This is a genomic window from Micromonospora sp. WMMD1120 (assembly GCF_029626235.1).
Taxonomy (GTDB): domain Bacteria; phylum Actinomycetota; class Actinomycetes; order Mycobacteriales; family Micromonosporaceae; genus Micromonospora.
In genome coordinates, this window is the sequence record NZ_JARUBO010000005.1 from 4,710,623 (window position 1) to 4,734,317 (window position 23,695).

The following is a 23,695-nucleotide window of genomic DNA, read 5'->3' on the forward strand; positions in this document are numbered from 1 at the left end:
CCCATGGCCGCCGATCAGAAGAGTCTCATCGAGGCCCTCCGCAAGTCGCTGAAGGAGACCGAGCGTCTCCGGCAACAGAACCGGCTGCTGCTGGCACAGTCGACAGAACCACTGGCGATCGTGGGAATGAGCTGCCGGTACGCCGGCGGTGCCACGACGCCGGAAGACCTGTGGCGGCTCCTCGACGAGGGCCGCGACGCGATCGGCGGCCTGCCCGAGGACCGTGGCTGGGACCTGGACCGACTGTACGACCCGGACCCGGAGCGCGTCGGGACGGTGTACGCCCGGGGTGGCGGATTCCTGAAGGCTGTCGGCGACTTCGACGCGGACTTCTTCGGCATCAGCCCGCGTGAGGCGTTGGCGATCGACCCGCAGCAACGGCTGATGCTGGAAACGGCATGGGAAGCGCTCGAGAACGCGGGCATCGATCCCACCTCGCTGCGAGGCAGCAGCACGGGTGTGTTCTGTGGGGCGGGAACCTCCAGCTACGGCGGTTCGACGACGCCGGAGGTCGAGGGTTTCCGGCTGACCGGCACGACGACGAGCGTCGTCTCCGGTCGGGTGGCGTACTCCCTGGGGTTGGAGGGCCCGGCCGTCACCGTCGATACGGCGTGTTCGTCGTCGCTTGTGGCGTTGCACATGGCCGTACAGGCGCTGCGGGCCGGCGAGTGCTCCACGGCGCTGGTCGGTGGCGTGACCGTGTTGTCCAGCCCGTTCCTGCTGTTGGAGTTCAGCCGGCAACGCGGTCTGGCCGTGGACGGTCGGTGCAAGCCGTACGCGGCGGCAGCGGACGGGACCGGATTCTCCGACGGCGCAGGGATGCTCGTCCTGGAACGCCTGTCGGAGGCGCGCCGCAGGGGCCACCGGGTGTTGGCGGTGGTGCGCGGCAGCGCGGTCAACCAGGATGGCGCGAGTAACGGGTTGACCGCCCCGAACGGACCGTCCCAGGAGCGGGTCATCCGTCAGGCGTTGGAGAGCGCCGGGCTGACGCCGGCCGACGTGGACGCTGTGGAGGGGCACGGGACCGGGACCCGGTTGGGTGACCCGATCGAGGCCCAGGCGCTGCTGGCCACCTACGGCCGCGAACGCGAGAACGGCCCGCTGCGGCTCGGGTCGATCAAGTCGAACATCGGCCACACCTCGGCGGCGGCCGGTGTCGCTGGTGTGATCAAGATGGTGCTGGCGATGCGGCATGGCCGGTTGCCAGCCACCCTGCACGTGGACGCACCCACGCCACACGTGGACTGGGACAGCGGCGAGGTCAGGCTGCTCACCCAGGCCGAGCAGTGGGAGAGCACCGCTGAGCGTCCGCGTCGGGCGGGGGTGTCGTCGTTCGGGATCAGTGGGACGAACGCGCACGTCATTCTGGAGGAGGCGCCGGTCGACGGTGAGGCACCTGTCGAGCGTCCGGTCGGGCGTCCGGTGGGTGTGGTGCCGGTGCTTGTGTCGGGTCGTGGGGACGTGGCGGTGCGGGGGCAGGCGCAGCGGTTGCGGTCGTTCCTGGTCGATCGGCCGGGTGTTGCTCTGGTGGATGTGGGGTTCTCGGCGGCGACGTCGCGGGCGCATTTGTCGCATCGGGCTGCGGTGGTGGCTGGTGATCGGGATGCGTTGTTGGCTGGTTTGGCGGCGTTGGCTGCGGGTGAGCCTGCTGGTCGGGTGGTGGTGGGTTCGCCGGTGTCGGGTAGGACGGCGTTCCTGTTCACCGGTCAGGGTGCGCAGCGTCCTCGGATGGGTGTGGCCCTGGCGGAGGTGTATCCCCGGTTCGCCGAGGCCTTGGACGAGGTGTGCGCGGAGTTGGATCCACGTCTGGGCAGGTCGGTGAAGGGCCTGTTGGTCGCGGCGGAGGGTTCGTCTGAGGCGGGCCTGTTGGATGCGACGCAGTTCACGCAGGCGGCGTTGTTCGCGGTTGAGGTGGCCCTGTTCCGGTTGGTCGAGTCCCTCGGTGTGCGCGCGGATTTTCTGATCGGTCATTCGGTGGGGGAGATCGCCGCGGCGCATGTGGCTGGGGTGTTGTCCTTGGCCGATGCGTGTGAGTTGGTGGTGGCGCGGGGTCGGTTGATGGGTGCTCTTCCCGCTGGTGGTGGGATGGCCGCGGTTCAGGCTGGCGAGGATGAGGTTGTTGCTTCCCTGGCCGGGTTTGCGGGCCGGTTGTCGATCGCGGCGGTGAATGGTCCGCGTGCGGTGGTGGTGTCCGGTGACGCGGACGCTATCGAGCGGTGGTTGCCGGTGTGGGAGGGCCGTAAGAGCAGTGTGTTGCGGGTCAGTCATGCGTTCCATTCGCATCTGATGGATCCGATGTTGGATGGGTTCCGGCGGGTGGTGGGCGGGTTGACGTTGAACCCGCCGAAGGTGGCGGTGGTGTCGAACCTGACCGGGCGGGTCGTCGGTCAGGAGTTGACCGATCCGGGGTATTGGGTGGCGCACGTGCGTCAGCCGGTGCGGTTCTTCGACGGTGTGACCACTCTGCGCGGGTTGGGGGTGCGGCGGTGGTTGGAGCTGGGGCCGGATGCGGTGTTGACCGCGATGACCCGCCACTGCCTCGACACCGTTGACGAGTCGGGTGTCGTGTTCGCCGCCGCGTTGCGGGCGCGGCATCCGGAGCCGGACACGTTCGCCGGGTTCCTGGCCCAGGCACACGTCAGCGGCACCGACATCGACTGGCCGGCCTTCTACGCCGGCACCCACCCGCAACGGGTCGACCTGCCGACGTACGCGTTCCAACGGCAGCGGTACTGGATCTCCCCGGACGCCGGCACGAGCGATCCCGGCGCGTCGGGTCTCGGCCGGATCGACCACCCCCTGCTGGCCGGGGCGGTGTCAGTCGGTGACCGGGACGAATGGCTGCTCACCGGGAAACTGTCGACGCAGACGCAGCCCTGGGTCGCCGAACACGTACTCCTCGGAAACGTCGTGGTGCCCGGCACCGCGCTCGTCGAGCTGGCGCTCACCGCAGGTCGGCACACGGCGACCCCGATCGTCGAAGAACTCGTCATCGAGTCCCCGTTGCTCCTCCAGGACGGCATCGCACTTCAGGTCCAGGTGACGGTTGGCGAGCCCGACGACGACGGACGCCGCGAGGTCGCCATCTACACCCGTCCGGAGAACCCGGCGTCGCAGGACGGTTCCCCCGAAACCACCCGCCACGCGCGAGGCACGCTCACCCGTACCGCCCACAGCACCTCGCCCTGGCCAGCAGAGTGGCCACCGGACGGCGCGGAGCCGATCCCTGTCGACTCGCTCTACGCCCGTCTCACCGAGATCGGCTACGACTACGGCCCCGTCTTCCAGGGCCTGCGTGCCGCATGGCGTGACGGCGACGAGATCTACGCCGACGTGGCGCTCTCCGACGACCACGTCGACCTCGCCAGGGGATTCGGCATCCATCCGGCGCTCTTCGACGCCGCGCTTCAGAGCGGTGCGATCCTGCTCAGCGATGGCGAGGGCAGCCCGCACCGGATGCCGTTCAGCTGGTCAGGCGTTCACCTCGACCGTCAGGGCACCTCGCGGCTGCGCGTCCGGGTCGTCGCGGTGGGAGATTCCGCGCTGCGACTGGACGCGGTCGACGACACCGGCGTCGCGATCGTGTCGGTCTCGTCCATCGTGACCCGACCTGTCGCGCAGGCGCAGCTTGAGAGCGCTCAGGCTGTGGGGCGGAACTCGTTGTTCCGGGTCGAGTGGGCTGAGGTTTCGGTCCCGGATGCTGTGGAGTCGGTGCGGGTCGCGTTCGTTGGCGATGGTCTGGCCGGTGCCGGTGAGCGGTACGCCGATCTGGCGGCGTTGGAGCAGGCGGTTGCCGAGGGTGCGACGGCTCCCGACGGTGTTGTCGTCATGCTCGGCGGTGCTGCCGACGGGCCGATCGATGTGGCGGCGCGTGCGTCCACCGAGACCGTTCTGGCTCTGTTGCAGGGCTGGTTGGCGAGCGAGCGGTTCGCTGGCGTGCGCCTGGTCGTGGTGACCCGTGAGGGTGTGGCGGTTGGTGGTGAGTCGCCGGATGTGGTGGTGGCTCCGGTGTGGGGTTTGGTGCGTTCTGCGCAGTCGGAGCATCCGGGTCGGTTCGTGTTGGTGGATGTCGATGGTGGTGTCCTGCCGGACTGGGCAGGGGTGCTCGGTGTGGACGAACCGCAGTTGGCGGTGCGTGCAGGGCGGTTGTTGACGCCTCGGTTGGGTCGTGTGGGTGCGGTGTCCGGTGCGTCGTTGGTGCTGGACCCGGATGGCACGGTCCTGGTCACGGGTGGCACGGGTGGTTTGGGTGCGGTGTTCGCCCGGCACCTGGTGACGGCCTACGGTGCCCGGCATCTGGTGTTGGTGAGTCGTCGTGGCCTGACCGCCGAGGGTGCGCAGCAGCTCGTGGATGAGCTGGCCGGGTTGGGCGCGTCGGTTCGGGTGGTGGCGTGTGATGTCGCCGACCGGGTTCAGGTCGCCGGGCTGATCGCGTCGGTGGAGCGTCCGTTGACCGCGGTGGTTCATGCGGCGGGTTTGTTGGATGACGGTGTGGTGGAGTCGTTGTCACCGGAGCAGGTGCGGCGGGTGATGGCGCCGAAGGTCGACGCGGCGGTGCATCTGCACGAGTTGACCGCCGGGCTGGACCTGTCGGCGTTCGTGGTGTTCTCGTCGGTGGCGGCGTTGATCGGTAGTCCGGGTCAGGGTAACTACGCGGCGGCGAACGCGTTCCTGGACGCATTGGCGGCGAGTCGCCGGGCGGCGGGACTGCCGGCCACGTCCTTGGCCTGGGGTCTGTGGGCGGACAGCACCGGGATGACCGGTGGCCTGAGTGAGGCCGAACTCGTCCGTCTGCAGCGGATGGGTGTGAGTCCGTTGTCGAACGAGCGTGGTCTGGAGTTGTTCGACACGGCCCAGCAGCTCGACGAGGCGCTGCTCGTTCCCGTTCTGCTCGACACCGGGGCACTGCGCGTCCAGGCCCGGTCGGGCGTGCTACCGGCGTTGTTGCGCGGACTGGTCCAGTCGGCGGTGAAACGCGGTTCGACGGCTGTTGGTTCGTTGGCGCAGCGGTTGGTCGGGGTGTCCGAGGACGATCGGGAACGGATCGTGTCGGAGTTGGTGCGGGCGCAGGTGGCGGCGGTGCTGGGGCATGCGTCGGTGGAGGCGGTGGATCCGGGTCGGGCGTTCAAGGAGTTGGGTTTCGACTCTTTGGCCGCTGTGGAGTTGCGGAATCGGTTGTCGCAGGTCAGTGGGGTGCGGTTGCCGTCGACGTTGGTGTTCGATCACCCGAGTTCGGTGGCGGTTGCTCGGTTTCTGTTGGCCGAGGTGGGTGTGGTGGAGCCGGCGGCGGCGGCGGTGGTGAAGTCGCGGCCTCGGCGGGTGGCGGTTGATGAGCCGTTGGCGATTGTGGGGATGAGTTGCCGGTATCCGGGTGGGGTGGGTTCGCCGGAGGATTTTTGGCGGTTGTTGGCCGACGGTCGTGACGCGATTTCGGGATTGCCCGAGGATCGTGGTTGGGATGTGGAGCGGTTGTATGACCCGGATCCGGAGCGGTTGGGTTCGGTGTATGCCCGTGGTGGTGGGTTTTTGTCGGGTGCGGGTGATTTTGATGCGGGGTTTTTCGGGATCAGTCCGCGTGAGGCGTTGGCGATGGATCCGCAGCAGCGGTTGTTGTTGGAGGGTGCGTGGGAGGCGTTCGAAGACGCCGGTATCGACCCGACCTCGCTACGCGGCACGAACACCGGCGTCTACTGCGGCGTGGTGGCAACTGACTACGGTCCCCGCTCTACTCCGGAGTTGGAAGGCTTCCGGCTGACCGGTACGACCTCCAGCGTTGCCTCCGGACGGGTGGCGTACTCCCTCGGGCTCGAGGGTCCGGCGGTGTCGGTGGACACGGCGTGTTCGTCGTCGCTGGTGGCGTTGCACCTGGCCGCGCAGGCGCTACGGGCCGGTGAGTGCTCGATGGCGCTGGTCGGTGGCGTGACAGTGATGGCCAGTCCCTTCCTCCTGTTGGAGTTCAGCCGGCAGCAGGGACTCGCGCCTGATGGTCGGTGTAAGTCGTATGCCTCCGGGGCGGACGGGACCGGATTCTCCGACGGTATGGGTCTGCTCGTTCTCGAGCGGCTGTCCGACGCTCGTCGTCATGGTCATCGGGTGTTGGCGGTGGTGCGGGGTAGTGCTGTCAATCAGGATGGTGCGAGTAACGGGTTGACCGCGCCGAACGGTCCGGCGCAGGAGCGGGTGATCCGTCAGGCGTTGGACAGTGCCGGCTTGTCCCCGGCGGACGTCGATGTGGTGGAGGGGCACGGGACCGGGACCCGGTTGGGTGACCCGATCGAGGCCCAGGCGCTGCTCGCCACCTACGGGCGTGAGCGTGCGAACGGCCCGCTGCGGTTGGGGTCGGTGAAGTCGAATATCGGTCATGCCTCGGCGGCGGCTGGTGTTGCTGGTGTGATCAAGATGGTGTTGGCGATGCGGCACCAGATGCTGCCGGCCACCCTGCACGTGGATGCCCCGTCGCCGCACGTGGACTGGGACAGCGAGCAGGTCACCCTGCTGACCCAGGCCGAGCAGTGGGACAGCGAAGGGAAGCGGTTGCGCCGCGCCGGTGTGTCGTCGTTCGGCGTCAGTGGGACGAACGCGCACGTCATTCTGGAGGAGGCGCCGGTCGAGTCCGAGGTGCCGGTCGAGCGTCCGGTCGGCCGTCCGGTGGGTGTGGTGCCGGTGCTGCTGTCGGGTCGTGGGGACGTGGCGGTGCGGGGGCAGGCGCAGCGGTTGCGGTCGTTCCTGGTCGATCGGCCGGAGGCGTCGGTGGTCGATGTTGGTTGGTCGTTGGCGACGTCGCGGGCGCATTTGTCGCATCGGGCTGCGGTGGTGGCTGGTGATCGGGAGTCGTTGCTGGCTGGTTTGGCGGCGTTGGCTGCGGGTGAGCCTGCTGGTCGGGTGGTGGTGGGTTCGCCGGTGTCGGGTAGGACGGCGTTCCTGTTCACCGGTCAGGGTGCGCAGCGTCCTCGGATGGGTGTGGCCCTGGCGGAGGTGTATCCCCGGTTCGCCGAGGCCTTGGACGAGGTGTGCGCCGAGCTCGATCCACGTCTGGGCAGGTCGGTAAGGGGCCTGTTGGCGGCGGCGGAGGGTTCGTCTGAGGCGGGCCTGTTGGACGCGACGCAGTTCACGCAGGCGGCGTTGTTCGCGGTTGAGGTGGCCCTGTTCCGGTTGGTCGAGTCCCTCGGTGTGCGCGCTGACTATCTGATCGGTCATTCGGTGGGGGAGATCGCGGCGGCGCATGTGGCTGGGGTGTTGTCCCTCGCGGATGCGTGTGAGTTGGTGGTGGCGCGGGGTCGGTTGATGGGTGCCCTTCCCGCTGGTGGTGGGATGGCCGCGGTTCAGGCTGGCGAGGACGAGGTTGTTGCTTCCCTGGCCGGGTTCGCGGGCCGGTTGTCGATCGCTGCGGTGAATGGTCCGCGTGCGGTGGTGGTGTCCGGTGACGCGGACGCCATCGAGCGGTGGTTGCCGGTGTGGGAGGGCCGTAAGAGCACCGTGTTGCGGGTCAGTCATGCGTTCCACTCGCATCTGATGGATCCGATGTTGGATGAGTTCCGGCGGGTGGTGGGCGGGTTGACGTTGAACCCGCCGAAGGTGGCGGTGGTGTCGAACCTGACCGGGCGGGTCGTCGGTCAGGAGTTGACCGATCCGGGGTATTGGGTGGCGCACGTGCGTCAGCCGGTGCGGTTCTTCGACGGTGTCAGCACTCTGCACGGGTTGGGGGTGCGGCGGTGGTTGGAGCTGGGGCCGGACGCGGTGTTGACCGCGATGACCCGCCACTGCCTCGACACCGTCGACGAGTCGGGTGTCGTGTTCGCCGCCGCGTTGCGGGCAAGGCACCCCGAGCCGGATACCTTCGCCGGGTTCCTGGCCCAGGCGCACGTCAGCGGGACCGACGTCGACTGGCCGGCCTTCTACGCGGGCACCCACCCGCAACGGGTCGACCTGCCCACCTACGCGTTCCAGCACGAGCGGTACTGGTTGATGCCGGGCACCGACGTGGCCAACGCCGCCGGTGCCGGCCTCGGGCGGATCGACCACCCCCTGCTGACTGCTGCCGTTCGGGTGGGCGACCGGGACAAGTGGCTGTTCACCGGACGCCTCTCGCAGGATTCAGCGCCGTGGGTGAGCGATCACGGCGTACTCGGGATGGTGATCGTGCCGGGCACCGCGCTGGTCGAACTGGCGATCGCCGCCGGCCGGCACGCGGGCAGCCCGATGGTGGAGGAACTGGTGCTGGAAGCACCGTTGGTCATGGCGGAGCACGCCGCCGTCCAGATTCAGGTCACCATCAGCGAGGCAGGCGAGGACGGTGGCCGCGAGGTCGCGATCTATTCGCGCCCGGAGGGCGGCGCCGAGCAGGACGCAACCTGCCACGCGCGCGGCGTGCTCAGTACGGACGAGTCGGCCACGGCCTTCTGGGTGCCGGCCGAGTGGCCGCCGGTCGACGCCGAGCCCATCGCGGTCGACGCCTTCTACGCGAGGCTGGCCGAGATCGGCTTCGACTACGGGCCCGTGTTCCAGGGGGTTCGGGCTGGTTGGCGCAGCGGTGACGAGGTGTACGCCGAGGTGGCGTTGCCCGAGGAGCATGCCGGATCGGCCCGTGGGTTCGGCATCCATCCGGCGTTGTTCGACGCGTCGCTGCACGGCGGGCTGGGTTGGCTCGATCGGGGCGAGGGGTCTGCACTAGGGCTGCCGTTCTCCTGGTCGGGAGTGCGTTTCGCGCAGGGTGGTCTGGCCCAGGTGCGAGTGCGGATCAGCTCTGCGGGCGAGCAGGCGTTACGGGTCGACATCGCCGGTGTCGAGGACGAGCCGGTCGCGAGTGTGGGCAAGCTCGCCTTCCGGCCTGTCGAGCAGGCGCAGCTCGACAGCGCCCAGAGCGCGGGGCGGAACTCGTTGTTCCGGGTCGAGTGGGCTGAGGTTTCGGTCCCGGATGCTGTGGAGTCGGTGCGGGTCGCGTTCGTTGGCGATGGTCTGGCCGGTGCCGGTGAGCGGTACGCCGATCTGGCGGCGTTGGAGCAGGCGGTTGCCGAGGGTGCGACGGCTCCCGACGGTGTTGTCGTCATGCTCGGCGGTGCTGCCGACGGGCCGATCGATGTGGCGGCGCGTGCGTCCACCGAGACCGTTCTGGCTCTGTTGCAGGGCTGGTTGGCGAGCGAGCGGTTCGCTGGCGTGCGCCTGGTCGTGGTGACCCGTGAGGGTGTGGCGGTTGGTGGTGAGTCGCCGGATGTGGTGGTGGCTCCGGTGTGGGGTCTGGTGCGGTCTGCGCAGTCGGAGCATCCGGGTCGGTTCGTGTTGGTGGATGTCGACGGTGGCGACGTTCCGGATTGGGCCGGGGTGCTCGCTGTGGACGAGCCGCAGCTCGCGATCCGCGACGGGCGGTTGCTGACGCCTCGGTTGGGTCGTGTGGGTGCGGTGTCCGGTGCGTCGTTGGTGCTGGAACCGGATGGCACGGTCCTGGTCACGGGTGGCACGGGTGGTTTGGGTGCGGTGTTCGCCCGGCACCTGGTGACGGCCTACGGTGCCCGGCATCTGGTGTTGGTGAGTCGTCGTGGCCTGACCGCCGATGGCGCGCGGCAGCTCGTTGATGAGCTGACCGGGTTGGGTGCCACGGTTCGGGTGGTGGCGTGTGATGTCGCCGACCGGGATCAGGTCGCCGGGCTGATCGCGTCTGTTGACCGGCCGTTGACCGCGGTGGTTCATGCGGCGGGTTTGTTGGATGACGGTGTGGTGGAGTCGTTGTCACCGGAGCAGGTGCGGCGGGTGATGGCGCCGAAGGTCGACGCGGCGGTGCATCTGCACGAGTTGACCGCCGGGCTGGACCTGTCGGCGTTCGTGGTGTTCTCGTCGGTGGCGGCGTTGATCGGTAGTCCGGGTCAGGGTAACTACGCGGCGGCGAACGCGTTCCTGGACGCGCTGGCGGCGAGTCGCCGGGCGGCCGGGCTGCCGGCCACGTCACTGGCCTGGGGCCTCTGGGCCGAGGCCGGTATGGCCGGGGCGTTGGACGAGGCCGATCTGGCGCGATTGGAGCGGATGGGCACCGAGCCGTTGTCGAACGAGCTCGGTGTGGAGCTGTTCGATCAGGCGTTGCGGGTGGATGCGGCGTTGGTGGTGCCGGTGCGGCTGGAGTTGGGCGCGTTGCGGTCGCAGGCGCGGGTGGGGTTGTTGCCGGCGTTGTTGCGCGGACTGGTCCAGTCGGTGGTGAAACGCGGTTCGGCGGCTGCTGGTTCGTTGGCGCAGCGGTTGGTCGGGGTGTCCGGGGGTGATCGGGAGAGGGTTGTTCTCGATCTGGTGCGGGCGCAGGTGGCGGCGGTGTTGGGGCACGCCTCGGTGGAGGCGGTGGATCCGGGTCGGGCGTTCAAGGAGTTGGGTTTCGACTCTTTGGCCGCTGTGGAGTTGCGGAATCGGTTGTCGCAGGTCAGTGGGGTGCGGTTGCCGTCGACGTTGGTGTTCGATCACCCGAGTTCGGTGGCGGTTGCTCGGTTTCTGTTGGCCGAGGTGGGTGTGGTGGAGCCGGCGGCGGTGGTGGTGAAGTCGCGGCCTCGGCGGGTGGCGGTTGATGAGCCGTTGGCGATTGTGGGGATGAGTTGTCGGTATCCGGGTGGGGTGGGTTCGCCGGAGGATTTTTGGCGGTTGTTGGTTGAGGGTGGTGACGCGATTTCGGGGTTGCCCGAGGATCGTGGGTGGGATGTGGAGCGGTTGTATGACCCGGATCCGGAGCGGTTGGGTTCGGTGTATGCCCGTGGTGGTGGGTTTTTGTCGGGTGCGGGTGATTTTGATGCGGGGTTTTTCGGGATCAGTCCGCGTGAGGCGTTGGCGATGGATCCGCAGCAGCGGTTGTTGTTGGAGGGTGCGTGGGAGGCGTTCGAGGACGCGGGTATCGACCCGACCTCGCTACGCGGCACGAACACCGGCGTCTACTGCGGCGTCGGACCGTCGGACTACGCGGCGATGCCGGCCGGCAGCCTGCCCGAGATCGAGGGCTTCCGGCTGACCGGTTCGACGACCAGCGTGGTGTCCGGGCGGGTCGCCTACACGCTTGGCCTGGAAGGTCCGGCGGTGTCGGTGGATACGGCGTGTTCGTCGTCGTTGGTGGCGCTACACCTCGCCGCGCAGGCGCTAAGAACCGGTGAGTGCTCGATGGCCCTGGTCGGCGGGGTCACGGTGCTTGCAGGGCCTTCGTTGCTGATGGAGTTCAGTCGGCAGCGTGGCCTGTCGCCGGACGGGCGGTGCAAGCCGTACGCGGCGGCAGCGGACGGGACCGGATTCTCTGACGGCATGGGTCTGCTCGTTCTGGAGCGGCTGTCGGACGCGCGTCGTCACGGCCATCGGGTGTTGGCGGTGGTGCGGGGTAGTGCGATCAATCAGGATGGTGCGAGTAACGGGTTGACCGCGCCGAATGGTCCGGCGCAGGAGCGGGTGATCCGTCAGGCGTTGGAGAGCGCCGGGTTGTCCCCGGCGGACGTCGATGCGGTGGAGGGGCACGGGACGGGGACCCGGTTGGGTGACCCGATCGAGGCCCAGGCGCTGCTCGCCACCTACGGCCGCGAACGTGCGAACGGTCCGCTGCGGTTGGGGTCGGTGAAGTCGAACATCGGCCATGCCTCGGCGGCGGCTGGCGTGGCTGGTGTGATCAAGATGGTGTTGGCGATGCGGCACGGCATGCTGCCGGCCACCCTGCACGTGGATGCCCCGTCGCCGCACGTGGACTGGGACAGCGAGCAGGTCACCCTGCTGACCCAGGCCGAGCGGTGGGACAGCGACGGGAAGCGGTTGCGCCGCGCGGGCGTGTCGTCGTTCGGCGTCAGCGGCACCAACGCCCACGTCATCCTCGAAGAAGCACCGCTGGACATCGACGAATCGAACGTCGACACCGCAGAGCCGCAGCACCTGCCGGCGGTGCCAGTCCTGCTCTCTGGTCGGGGTGAGTCGGCGGTGCGGGCGCAGGCAGAGCGGTTGCGCTCGTTCCTGGTCGGTCGGCTTGAGGTGACGGTGACCGACGCTGGTTGGTCGTTGGCGACGTCGCGTGCGCACCTGGAGCACCGGGCCGCGGTGGTGGCCGGTGATCGAGAGTCGTTGCTGGCTGGTCTCGCGGCGGTGGCTGCGGACGGATCGGGCGTGGGGGTGGTAACGGGTTCGACGGTGTCGGGCAAGACGGCGTTCCTGTTCACCGGTCAGGGTGCGCAGCGTCCCCGGATGGGTGTGGCCCTGGCCGGGGCGTATCCCCGGTTCGCCGAGGCATTGGACGAGGTGTGCGCCGAACTCGATCCGCGTCTGGGCAGGTCGGTGAGGGACCTGCTGACCGCGCCGGAGAGTTCGTCTGAGGCGGCTCTGTTGGATGCGACGGAGTTCACGCAGGCGGCGTTGTTCGCCCTCGAGGTGGCCCTGTACCGGCTGGTGGAGTCCCTGGGCGTGCGCGCGGACTACCTGATCGGGCATTCGGTGGGAGAGATCGCCGCCGCGCACGTCGCCGGGGTGCTGTCCCTGCCGGACGCCTGCGCGTTGGTGGTAGCCCGCGGTCGGTTGATGGGGGCCCTGCCTCCTGGTGGTGCGATGGCGGCCGTCCAAGCTGGTGAGGACGAGGTCCTCGCCTCCCTGACCGGCTTCGACGGTCGGCTGTCGGTCGCAGCGGTCAATGGCCCGCGCGCGGTGGTGGTGTCCGGCGACGCCGACGCGATCGAGCAGTGGTTGCCGGTCTGGCAGGGTCGTAAAAGCAGCGTGTTGCGGGTCAGTCACGCGTTTCACTCGCATCTGATGGACCCGATGTTGAGCGAGTTCCGGCAGGTCCTGGACGGGTTGACGTTCCATCCGCCACGGATTCCGGTGGTGTCGAACCTGACCGGGCAGGTTGTCGGGTCAGAGTTGGCGGATCCGGGCTATTGGGTGGCGCACGTGCGACAGCCGGTTCGGTTCTTCGACGGCGTCACCACCTTGCACGACCTGGGTGTGCGTCGGTGGTTCGAGTTGGGTCCGGACGCGGTGTTGACCGCGATGACCCGCCAGTGCCTCGACACCGACAGCACCGACTCCGACGAGACCGTGTTCGCCGCCGCGTTGCGGGCCCGGCACCCCGAGCCGGACACCTTCGCTGGTTTCCTGGCCCAAGCCCATGTCTCAGGCACCGCCGTCGACTGGCCGGCCTTCTATACCGGCACCCACCCCCGCCGGGTCGATCTACCCACGTACGCCTTCCAGCGCGAGCGGTACTGGATTTCCCCGGGCACGACGACAGGCGACGCTGCCGCTGTCGGGTTGGGGCGTCTGGACCATCCGCTGCTCGGGGCCGCCGTGCCGGTCGGTGACCGGGACGAGTGGCTTTTCACCGGGCGGATCTCGCAGGATTCGGCGCCGTGGGTGCGCGACCACGGCGTACTCGGGATGGTGATCGTGCCGGGCACCGCGCTGGTCGAACTGGCGACCGCCGCCGGTCGGCACACGGGCAGCCCCGTGGTGGAGGAGCTGGTGCTGGAGGCACCGCTCGTGCTGGCCGAGCACGCGGTGGCTCAGCTCCAGGTCACCGTCGGCGAACCGGACGACGGCGGCCGTCGCGAGATCGCGATCTACTCCCGGCCGGAAGCCGCAGATGAGGACGGCGGACGTGTGGTGACCTGCCACGCGCGCGGGGTGCTCGGCACGGACGAGTCGGTCACCGCCTACTGGGCGCCGGACGAGTGGCCGCCGGCGGACGCCGAACCCATCGACGTGGACGCGCTCTACGCCCGAACCGCCGAGGTCGGCTTCGACTACGGGCCCGCGTTCCAGGGGGTACGGGCTGGTTGGCGCAGCGGTGACGAGGTGTACGCCGAGGTGGCGTTGCCGGAGGAGCATGCCGGGGCGGCCCGTGGGTTCGGGATACACCCGGCGTTGTTCGACGCGTCGCTGCACGGTGGGCTCGGTTGGCTCGACCAGGGGGAGGGTTCCTCATCCGGGCTGCCGTTCTCCTGGTCCGGGGTGCGTTTCGCGCAGGGCGGTCTGGCCGAGGTGCGGGTGCGGGTCAGGTCCGCGGGTGAGCAGGCGTTGCGGGTCGACATCGCCGGTGTCGAGGGTGAGCCGGTCGCAAGTGTGACCAAACTGGCCTTCCGGCCCGTCGAGCAGCAACAGCTCGACAACGCCCAGAGCGCAGGTCGGAAATCGTTGTTCCAGGTCGACTGGACTGAGATCACGGCCGAGCCCACCTCCGGGTCGACGGCGGTCGCGTTCCTCGGCGACGGCCTGGCCGGAACCGGCGAGCGTTACGCCGACCTGGACGCGTTCGAGCGTGCCATCGCCGATGGCACGGTGACCCCCAACGGCGTTGTCGTCACGCTCGACAGCGCCGCCGGCGAACCGGTCGGTACGGCAGCACACACCCTCACCGAGGACGCTCTCACTCTGCTACAGCGGTGGTTGGCCAACGAGGCGCTCAACAATGTGCGGTTGGTCGTGGTGACGCGTGAGGGTGTGGCGGTCGGCGATGGGTCGCCGGATCTGGCGGTGGCTCCGGTGTGGGGTCTGGTGCGGTCTGCGCAGTCGGAGCATCCGGGTCGGTTCGTGCTGGTGGATGTCGACGGTGGCGATGCTCCGGACTGGGCCGACGTGCTCGGTGCGGACGAGCCGCAGTTGGCGGTCCGGGACGGGCGGTTGCTGGCACCCCGACTGGGTCGGGCGCCTTCGGCGCCGACGGGTGGGACATGGCGGCTCTCGGTGGAACGCAAGGGGTCGCTGGAGGGCCTGGCGATCACCGCGTCGGACGCCGACCGTCCGCTGGGCGCCCATGAGGTACGCATCGGCGTACGCGCGGCGGGTCTGAACTTCCGCGACGTCCTGAACGCCCTCGGCCTCTACCCCGAAGAGGTGCCGTTGGGCACCGAGGCGGCCGGTGTCGTGCTCGACGTCGGCGCCGATGTGCACGATCTGGCCCCGGGTGACCGGGTGATGGGCCTTGCCCCTCATGCCTTCGGGTCGAGAGCGGTGGCCGATCGAAGCATGATCGTGCCGATGCCGGCGGGCTTCTCGTTCGTCGAGGCTGCCGCGATCCCGGTTGCCTACCTGACTGCGTACTACGGCTTGTTTGATCTTGCGGGTTTGCGGCGGGGTGAGCGGTTGTTGGTGCATGCGGCTGCTGGTGGTGTGGGGATGGCGGCGGTGCAGTTGGCGCGGCATGCGGGTGTGGAGGTGTTCGCGACGGCGAGCGCGCCGAAGTGGGACGCGGTGCGGGGTCTGGGTGTGCCTGATGATCGGATCGCCTCCTCGCGTGACCTCGGTTTCCGGGAGGTGTTCCTGGCGGCGACCGGTGGTGCGGGTGTGGACGTGGTCCTGGATGCCCTGGCGGGTGAGTTCGTGGACGCGTCGTTGGATCTGTTGCCGCGTGGTGGTCGGTTCGTCGAGATGGGTAAGGCCGACATCCGCGACCCGCAGGTCGTCGCGGAAACCCACCCCGGGGTCCGTTACCGCTCGTTCGACCTGTTGGAGGCGGGTCCGGAGCGTATTCAGCAGATGTTGTCCGAGATCGTGTCCCTGTTCGAGCAGGGAGCCTTGACCCACTCGCCGGTGCGGGCGTGGGATGTGCGTCGGGGTGTGGAGGCGTTCCGGTATCTGCGGGAGGGCCGTAACACCGGCAAGGTGGTGCTGACGGTTCCGGCGCCGTTGGACCCGGATGGCACGGTGCTGATCACGGGTGGCACGGGTGGTCTCGGTGCGGTGTTCGCCCGGCACCTGGTCACCGCCTACGGTGCCCGGCATCTGGTGTTGGTGAGTCGTCGTGGCACGAAGGCCGAGGGCGCGCGACAGCTCGTTGATGAGCTGACCGGGCTGGGGGCCAGGGTTCGGGTGGTGGCGTGTGATGTCACCGACCGGGATCAGGTCGCCGGGCTGATCGGTTCCGTCGAGCGGCCGTTGACCGCGGTGATCCACGCGGCGGGTTTGTTGGATGACGGTGTGGTGCAGTCGTTGTCACCGGAGCAGGTGCGGCGGGTGATGGCCCCGAAGGTCGACGCGGCGGTGCATCTGCACGAGTTGACCGCCAGCCTGGAGTTGTCGGCGTTCGTGCTGTTCTCGTCGGTGGCGGCGTTGATCGGCAGCCCCGGCCAGGGTAACTACGCCGCGGCGAATGCGTTCCTGGACGCGCTCGCGGCCAGTCGCCGGGCGGCCGGGCTGCCGGCCAGTTCGCTGGCCTGGGGTCTGTGGGCGGACAGCACCGGCATGACCGGCGAACTCGGCGAGGCCGACCTGGCCCGCCTGGAGCGCACCGGCGTCGGCGCGCTCTCGAACGAGCTCGGTGTGGAGCTGTTCGATCAGGCGTTGCGGGTGGATGCGGCGTTGGTGGTGCCGGTGCGGCTGGAGTTGGGCGCGTTGCGGTCGCAGGCGCGGGTGGGGTTGTTGCCGGCGTTGTTGCGTGGGTTGGTGCGGGTGCCGGCGCAACGTACGGCGGCTGCTGGTTCGTTGGCGCAGCGGTTGGTCGGGGTGTCCGGGGGTGATCGGGAGAGGGTTGTTCTCGATCTGGTGCGGGCGCAGGTGGCGGCGGTGTTGGGGCACGCCTCGGTGGAGGCGGTGGATCCGGGTCGGGCGTTCAAGGAGTTGGGTTTCGACTCTTTGGCCGCTGTGGAGTTGCGGAATCGGTTGTCGCAGGTCAGTGGGGTGCGGTTGCCGTCGACGTTGGTGTTCGATCACCCGAGTTCGGTGGCGGTTGCTCGGTTTCTGTTGGCCGAGGTGGGTGTGGTGGAGCCGGCGGCGGTGGTGGTGAAGTCGCGGCCTCGGCGGGTGGCGGTTGATGAGCCGTTGGCGATTGTGGGGATGAGTTGCCGGTATCCGGGTGGGGTGGGTTCGCCGGAGGATTTTTGGCGGTTGTTGGTTGAGGGTGGTGACGCGATTTCGGGGTTGCCCGAGGATCGTGGGTGGGATGTGGAGCGGTTGTATGACCCGGATCCGGAGCGGTTGGGTTCGGTGTATGCCCGTGGTGGTGGGTTTTTGTCGGGTGCGGGTGATTTTGATGCGGGGTTTTTCGGGATCAGTCCGCGTGAGGCGTTGGCGATGGATCCGCAGCAGCGGTTGTTGTTGGAGGGTGCGTGGGAGGCGTTCGAGGACGCCGGCATCGACCCGACCTCGCTACGCGGCACGAACACCGGCGTCTACTGCGGCGTCATCGCCTCCGATTACGGGCCCCGATCGGCACCCGAGTTGGAGGGCTTCCGGCTAACCGGCGGCACCGCCAGTGTGGTGTCGGGGCGGGTCGCCTACACGCTCGGCCTGGAAGGCCCGGCGGTGTCGGTGGACACGGCGTGTTCGTCGTCGCTGGTGGCGTTGCACCTGGCCGCGCAGGCGCTACGGGCCGGTGAGTGCTCGATGGCGCTGGTCGGTGGCGTGACAGTGATGGCCAGCCCGACCCTGCTGCTCGAGTTCAGTCGGCAGCGCGGCCTGGCCGAGGACGGGCGGTGCAAGTCGTACGCCGCCGGGGCGGACGGGACCGGCTTCTCTGACGGTCTCGGAGTGCTGGTGGTGGAGCGGTTGTCGGACGCGCGCCGTCATGGTCACCGGGTGTTGGCGGTGGTGCGGGGTAGTGCGATCAACCAGGATGGTGCGAGTAACGGGTTGACCGCGCCGAATGGTCCGGCGCAGGAGCGGGTGATTCGTCAGGCGTTGGACAGTGCCGGGTTGTCCCCGGCGGACGTCGATGCGGTGGAGGGGCACGGGACGGGGACCCGGTTGGGTGACCCGATCGAGGCCCAGGCGCTGCTCGCCACCTACGGCCGCGAACGCGAGAACGGTCCGCTGCGGCTCGGCTCGATCAAGTCGAACATCGGTCACACATCAGCCGCCGCTGGCGTGGCTGGTGTGATCAAGATGGTGTTGGCGATGCGGCACGGCATGCTGCCGGCCACCCTGCACGTAGACGCGCCGTCGCCGCACGTGGACTGGGACAGCGAGCAGGTCACCCTGCTGACACAGGCCGAGCAGTGGCACAGCGACGGGAAGCGGTTGCGCCGCGCGGGCGTGTCGTCGTTCGGCGTCAGCGGCACCAACGCCCACGTCATCCTCGAAGAAGCACCGCTGGACATCGACGAATCGAACGTCGACAGCGCAGACCCGCAGCACCTGCCGGCGGTGCCGGTCCTGCTCTCTGGTCGCGGTGCGTCGGCGGTGCGGGCGCAGGCGGAGCGGTTGCGCTCGTTCCTGGTCGGTCAGCCGGATGTTGCTCTGACGGACGTGGGTTGGTCGTCGGCGACCACGCGGGCGCAGCTGCAGCACCGGGCTGCGGTGGTGGCTGGTGATCGGGAGTCGTTGCTGGCGGGTCTGGCGGCGTTGACTGCGGGTGAACCGGCTGGCGGGGTGGTGACGGGTTCACCGGTGTCGGGTAAGACGGCGTTCCTGTTCACGGGTCAGGGTGCGCAGCGTGCCTGCATGGGCGTTGCCCTGGCCAGGGCGTACCCCCGGTTCGCCGAAGCCCTTGATGAGGTGTGTGCCGAGCTCGATCCGATTTTGGGTCGGTCGGTGAAGGATCTGCTGACCGCGTCGGAGGGTTCGTCTGAGGCGGCTCTGTTGGATGCGACGGAGTTCACGCAGGCGGCGTTGTTCGCCGTCGAGGTGGCCCTGTGCCGGCTGGTGGAGTCCCTGGGCGTGCGCGCGGACTACCTGATCGGGCATTCGGTGGGAGAGATCGCCGCCGCGCATGTGGCCGGGGTGCTGTCCCTGCCGGACGCCTGCGCGCTGGTGGTAGCGCGGGGCCGGTTGATGGGGGCCCTGCCTCCTGGTGGTGCGATGGCCGCCGTCCAAGCAGGCGAGGACGAGGTCGTCGCTTCGCTGACCGGGTTCGAGGGTCGATTGTCGATCGCGGCGGTGAATGGTCCGCGTGCGGTGGTGGTCTCCGGTGACGCCGACGCCATCGAGCGGTGGCTACCGGCCTGGGAGGGTCGTAAGAGCACTCTGTTGCGGGTCAGTCATGCGTTCCATTCGCATCTGATGGATCCGATGTTGGATGAGTTCCGGCGGGTGGTGGGCGGGTTGACGTTGAACCCGCCGAAGGTGGCGGTGGTGTCGAACCTGACCGGGCGGGTCGTCGGTCAGGAGTTGACCGATCCGGGGTATTGGGTGGCGCACGTGCGTCAGCCGGTGCGGTTCTTCGACGGTGTGACCACTCTGCACGGGTTGGGGGTGCGGCGGTGGTTGGAGCTGGGGCCGGATGCGGTGTTGACCGCGATGACCCGCCACTGCCTCGACACCGTCGACGAGTCGGGTGTCGTGTTCGCCGCCGCTCTGCGGGCCCGGCATCCGGAGCCGGACACGTTCGCCGGGTTCCTGGCCCAGGCGCACGTCAGCGGCACCGACATCGACTGGCCGGCCTTCTACGCGGGCACCCACCCGCAACGGGTGGACCTGCCGACGTACGCGTTCCAGCACCAGCGGTACTGGTTGATGCCGGGCACGACGGCAGGCGACGCTGCCGCTGTCGGGTTGGGGCGTCTCGATCACCCGCTGCTCGGGGCCGCCGTACCGGTGGGGGACCGGGACGAGTGGCTGTTCACCGGGCGGATTTCCCGGGATACCGCGCCGTGGGTGGGCGATCATGCGGTGTTCGGGATGGTGATCGTGCCGGGTACGGCGTTGGTGGAGTTGGCGTTGACCGCTGGCCGGTACGTGGGGTGTCCGGTGGTGGAGGAGTTGGTGCTGGAGGCGCCGCTGCTGCTGGCTGAGCACGCGGTGGCGCAGCTCCAGGTCACCGTGGGTGAGTCTGACGACGATGGTCGCCGGGAGGTGGCTGTCTACTCGCGTGCGGAGAGCACTGGTGATCATCCAGAGCGGGTGGTGACGTGCCACGCCCGGGGCTGGCTCGCCACCCAGGCGGCACCCGTCACGGCCTTCGGCGCCCAGTGGCCGCTGGCAGGTGCCAAGCCGGCGACGGTCGACACGCTCTACGACCGGCTGGCCGACGCCGGCTACGAGTACGGCCCGATGTTCCAGGGGCTGCGGGCCGCGTGGCACGCCGGGGAGGACATCTACACCGAGGTGGCGCTCCCCGAGGACGCTGCCGGTGACGGGTTCGCTGTCCACCCTGCCCTGTTCGACGCGGCGCTGCACGGTGGGCTGATCGGCAAGGACGCCGGCTCCTCCGCGGATCTGCCGTTCTCCTGGTCCGGCGTACGTCTGGGCTCCGGTGGTGGCTCCCGGGTACGGGTCCGGATCAGCCCCGCGGAGGGCTCCGCGCTGCGGGTCGACGTGACCGACGAATCCGGGGCGCTCGTCGTGAGTGTCGCGAAACTGGCGGTACGTCCGGTCGACCCGGCGCAGTTGCAGGGCGCCCAGGATGGCGGGCAACGGTCGCTGTTCCGGCTTGACTGGACGCCGGTACCGATCGCGAACGGCGTACCGGTCCGGGTCGCGCTCGTCGGTGACGTCAGCGGATCGGGCGACAGGTTCACGGACCTGGACGCGCTGCGGCAGGCGATCACCGACGGCACACCGGCACCGGACGCGGTAGTGGTCGCGATCGGCCCTCCGGCGACCACCGATGACGTGCCGCTGGCCGGCCGGACCAGCGCAGCCGAGACGCTGGCGCTGCTGCAGGGGTGGTTGGCCGACGAGCGGTTCGTCGACGCGCGGCTGGTCGTGCTGACCCACGACGCTGTGGCGGTCGGCGGTGAGTCGCCGGATCTGGCGGTGGCTCCGGTGTGGGGTTTGGTGCGGAGCGCGCAGTCGGAGCATCCGGGTCGGTTCGTGTTGGTGGATGTCGATGGTGGCGAGGTGCCGGACTGGGCCGGGGTGCTCGGTGCGGACGAGCCGCAGCTCGCTGTGCGGGCTGGTCGGTTGTTGGCGCCTCGGTTGGGTCGGGCGCCGTCGGCACCGCGCGGCGGGGCGTGGCGGCTGTCGGTGGCACGCAAGGGTTCCCTGGACGGTCTCGCGATCACCGCGTCGGCGCCCGACCGTCCGCTGGAGGCTCACGAGGTACGCATCGGCGTACGCGCGGCGGGTCTGAACTTCCGCGACGTGCTGATCGCCCTCGGCCTCTATCCCGGAGACGCGGAGATGGGCACCGAGGCGTCAGGTGTCGTGCTCGAGGTCGGCGCCGACGTGCACGACCTGGCGCCGGGTGACCGGGTGATGGGCCTGGTCATGGACGCGTTCGGCACCCGGGCCGTCTCCGACCGGCGGATGGTGGTGCCGATGCCGGCGGGGTTCTCGTTCGTCGAGGCGGCGGCGGTGCCGTTGGTGTTCCTGACTGCGTACTACGGCTTGTTTGATCTTGCGGGTTTGCGGCGGGGTGAGCGGTTGTTGGTGCATGCGGCTGCTGGTGGTGTGGGGATGGCGGCGGTGCAGTTGGCGCGGCACGCGGGTGTGGAGGTGTTCGCGACGGCGAGCGCGCCGAAGTGGGACGCGGTGCGTGGCTTGGGTGTGCCCGATGATCGGATCGCCTCCTCGCGTGACCTCGGTTTCCGGGAGGTGTTCCTGGCGGCGACCGGTGGTGCGGGTGTGGACGTGGTCCTGGATGCCCTGGCGGGTGAGTTCGTGGACGCGTCGTTGGATCTGTTGCCGCGTGGTGGTCGGTTCGTCGAGATGGGTAAGGCCGACATCCGCGACCCGCAGGTCGTCGCGGAAACCCACCCCGGGGTCCGTTACCGCTCGTTCGACCTGTTGGAGGCGGGTCCGGAGCGTATTCAGCAGATGTTGTCCGAGATCGTGTCCCTGTTCGAGCAGGGAGCCTTGACCCACTCGCCGGTGCGGGCGTGGGATGTGCGTCGGGGTGTGGAGGCGTTCCGGTATCTGCGGGAGGGCCGTAACACCGGCAAGGTGGTGCTGACGGTTCCGGCGCCGTTGGACCCGGATGGCACGGTGCTGATCACGGGTGGCACGGGTGGTTTGGGTGCGGTGTTCGCCCGGCACCTGGTCACCGGTCACGGTGCCCGGCATCTGGTGTTGGTGAGTCGTCGCGGCCTGGCCGCCGAGGGCGCGCGGCAGCTCGTTGATGAGCTGACCGGGCTGGGGGCCAGGGTTCGGGTAATGGCGTGTGATGTCACGGACCGGGATCAGGTCTCAGACCTGATCGGGTCGGTGGATCGTCCGTTGACCGCGGTGGTTCATGCGGCGGGTTTGTTGGATGACGGTGTGGTGGAGTCGTTGTCACCGGAGCAGGTGCGGCGGGTGATGGCCCCGAAGGTCGACGCCGCTGTGCATCTGCACGAGTTGACCGCCGGGCTGGGGTTGTCGGCGTTCGTGGTGTTCTCGTCGGTGGCGGCGTTGATCGGTAGTCCGGGTCAGGGTAACTACGCGGCGGCGAACGCGTTCCTGGACGCATTGGCGGCGAGTCGCCGGGCGGCCGGGCTGCCGGCGACGTCACTGGCCTGGGGCCTCTGGGCCGAGGCCGGTATGGCTGGTGGCTTGGACGAGGCGGACCTGGCCCGGCTGGAGCGCACCGGTATCGGCGCGCTGTCGAACGAGCGTGGCCTGGAGCTGTTCGACACGGCCCAGCAGCTCGACGAGGCGCTGCTCGTCCCGGTCCAGCTCGACACCGGAGCGCTGCGCGCCCAGGCCCGCTCCGGCATGCTGCCGGCGCTGCTGCGCGGACTGGTTCAGGCAGCGGAGCAGCGCGGCTCCACGGCTACTGGTTCGTTGGCACAGCGGTTGGTCGGGGTGTCCGAGGACGATCGGGATCGGATCGTGTCGGAGCTGGTACGGGCGCAGGTGGCGGCGGTGCTGGGGCACGCCTCGGCCGAGGCGGTCGATCCGGATCGGGCGTTCAAGGAGCTGGGCTTCGACTCCCTGGCCGCCGTCGAGTTGCGGAACCGGTTGACGCAGGTCAGCGGGGTGCGGTTGCCGTCGACGTTGGTGTTCGACCACCCGACCTCGGCAGCCGTCACCCAGCTCCTGCTGGCCGAGGTGGGTGCTGCCGACGTGCGGACCGTACCGGTCGAGGTCGGCGTCAGGCAGGGCGAACCGGGCACGTTCGGCACGCTCCTGCGCCACGCGTACGCGGCAGGGTCGATCGCGCAGACGGTGTCGTTGCTGACCGAGGCGTCCCGGTTCCGTCCCGCCTTCGCCTCGTCCAAGGAACTGGGTGACGACGGCGGATACGTCGTCCGGCTGACCACGGGCAGTGCCCTGCCGAAGCTCGTCTGTCTACCGTCCTTCGTGGTCGGCTCCAGCCCGCACCAGTTCATGCGGTTCGCCGAGCGTTTCGAGGGCGTACGGGACGTCTTCGCCTGCTCGCTGCCGGGGTTCCGGAGCACCGAGCCGGTCCCGGCCACGTGGGACGCCGCCATCGAGGTCCTGGCGGGGTCGATCCGTCAGGTGGTCGGTGACGATCCCTTCGTGCTGGTCGGCTATTCGACGGGAGGCGTCATCGCCCACTCCCTGGCTGCCTGGTTCGAGGAGAGGGGCCTCGTACCCGAGGGTGTCGTCATGATCGATACCCCGATGCCGCAGAGCGGGGAGGTGACCGACCGGGTCTTCTCCCTGGTGATGACCGAGATCCTCGACCGCGAGAGCGACGCCCAGGTGATCGACGACGCCAGCTGGCTCACCATGGGCGCCTACATGCGGCTGTTGGCCGAGCACCGCCCCGAGCGGATCGCCGCGCGGAGCCTGTTGATCCGTGCGGGCCGACCGCTCGGTGGGAGCGCCGGAGCCGACTGGCCGGCGTGGGACGTCACCGACGATCACGTCGTGGTGGCCGGTGACCACTTCGCGCTGATCGAAACCGCCGCCCGGGCGACCTCGGAGGCGACCGAAGGATGGATGAGGGTGTGAG

General features: G+C 69.2%; 1 protein-coding gene. It reads left to right on the forward strand.

Annotated elements, in window-relative coordinates:
- The first annotated feature begins 3 nt into the window (after positions 1-3).
- On the forward strand, positions 4-23,694 hold the full coding sequence (locus tag O7634_RS21845; RefSeq protein ID WP_278151976.1) for a type I polyketide synthase: 23,691 nt from the start codon (positions 4-6) through the stop codon (positions 23,692-23,694).
- The last annotated feature ends 1 nt before the right edge of the window (position 23,695 follow it).

Coding starts and splice junctions, on each gene's coding strand:
- O7634_RS21845 (WP_278151976.1), top strand. CDS start 4: ATGGCCGCCGATCAGAAGAGTCTCATCGAGGCCCTCCGCAAGTCGCTG.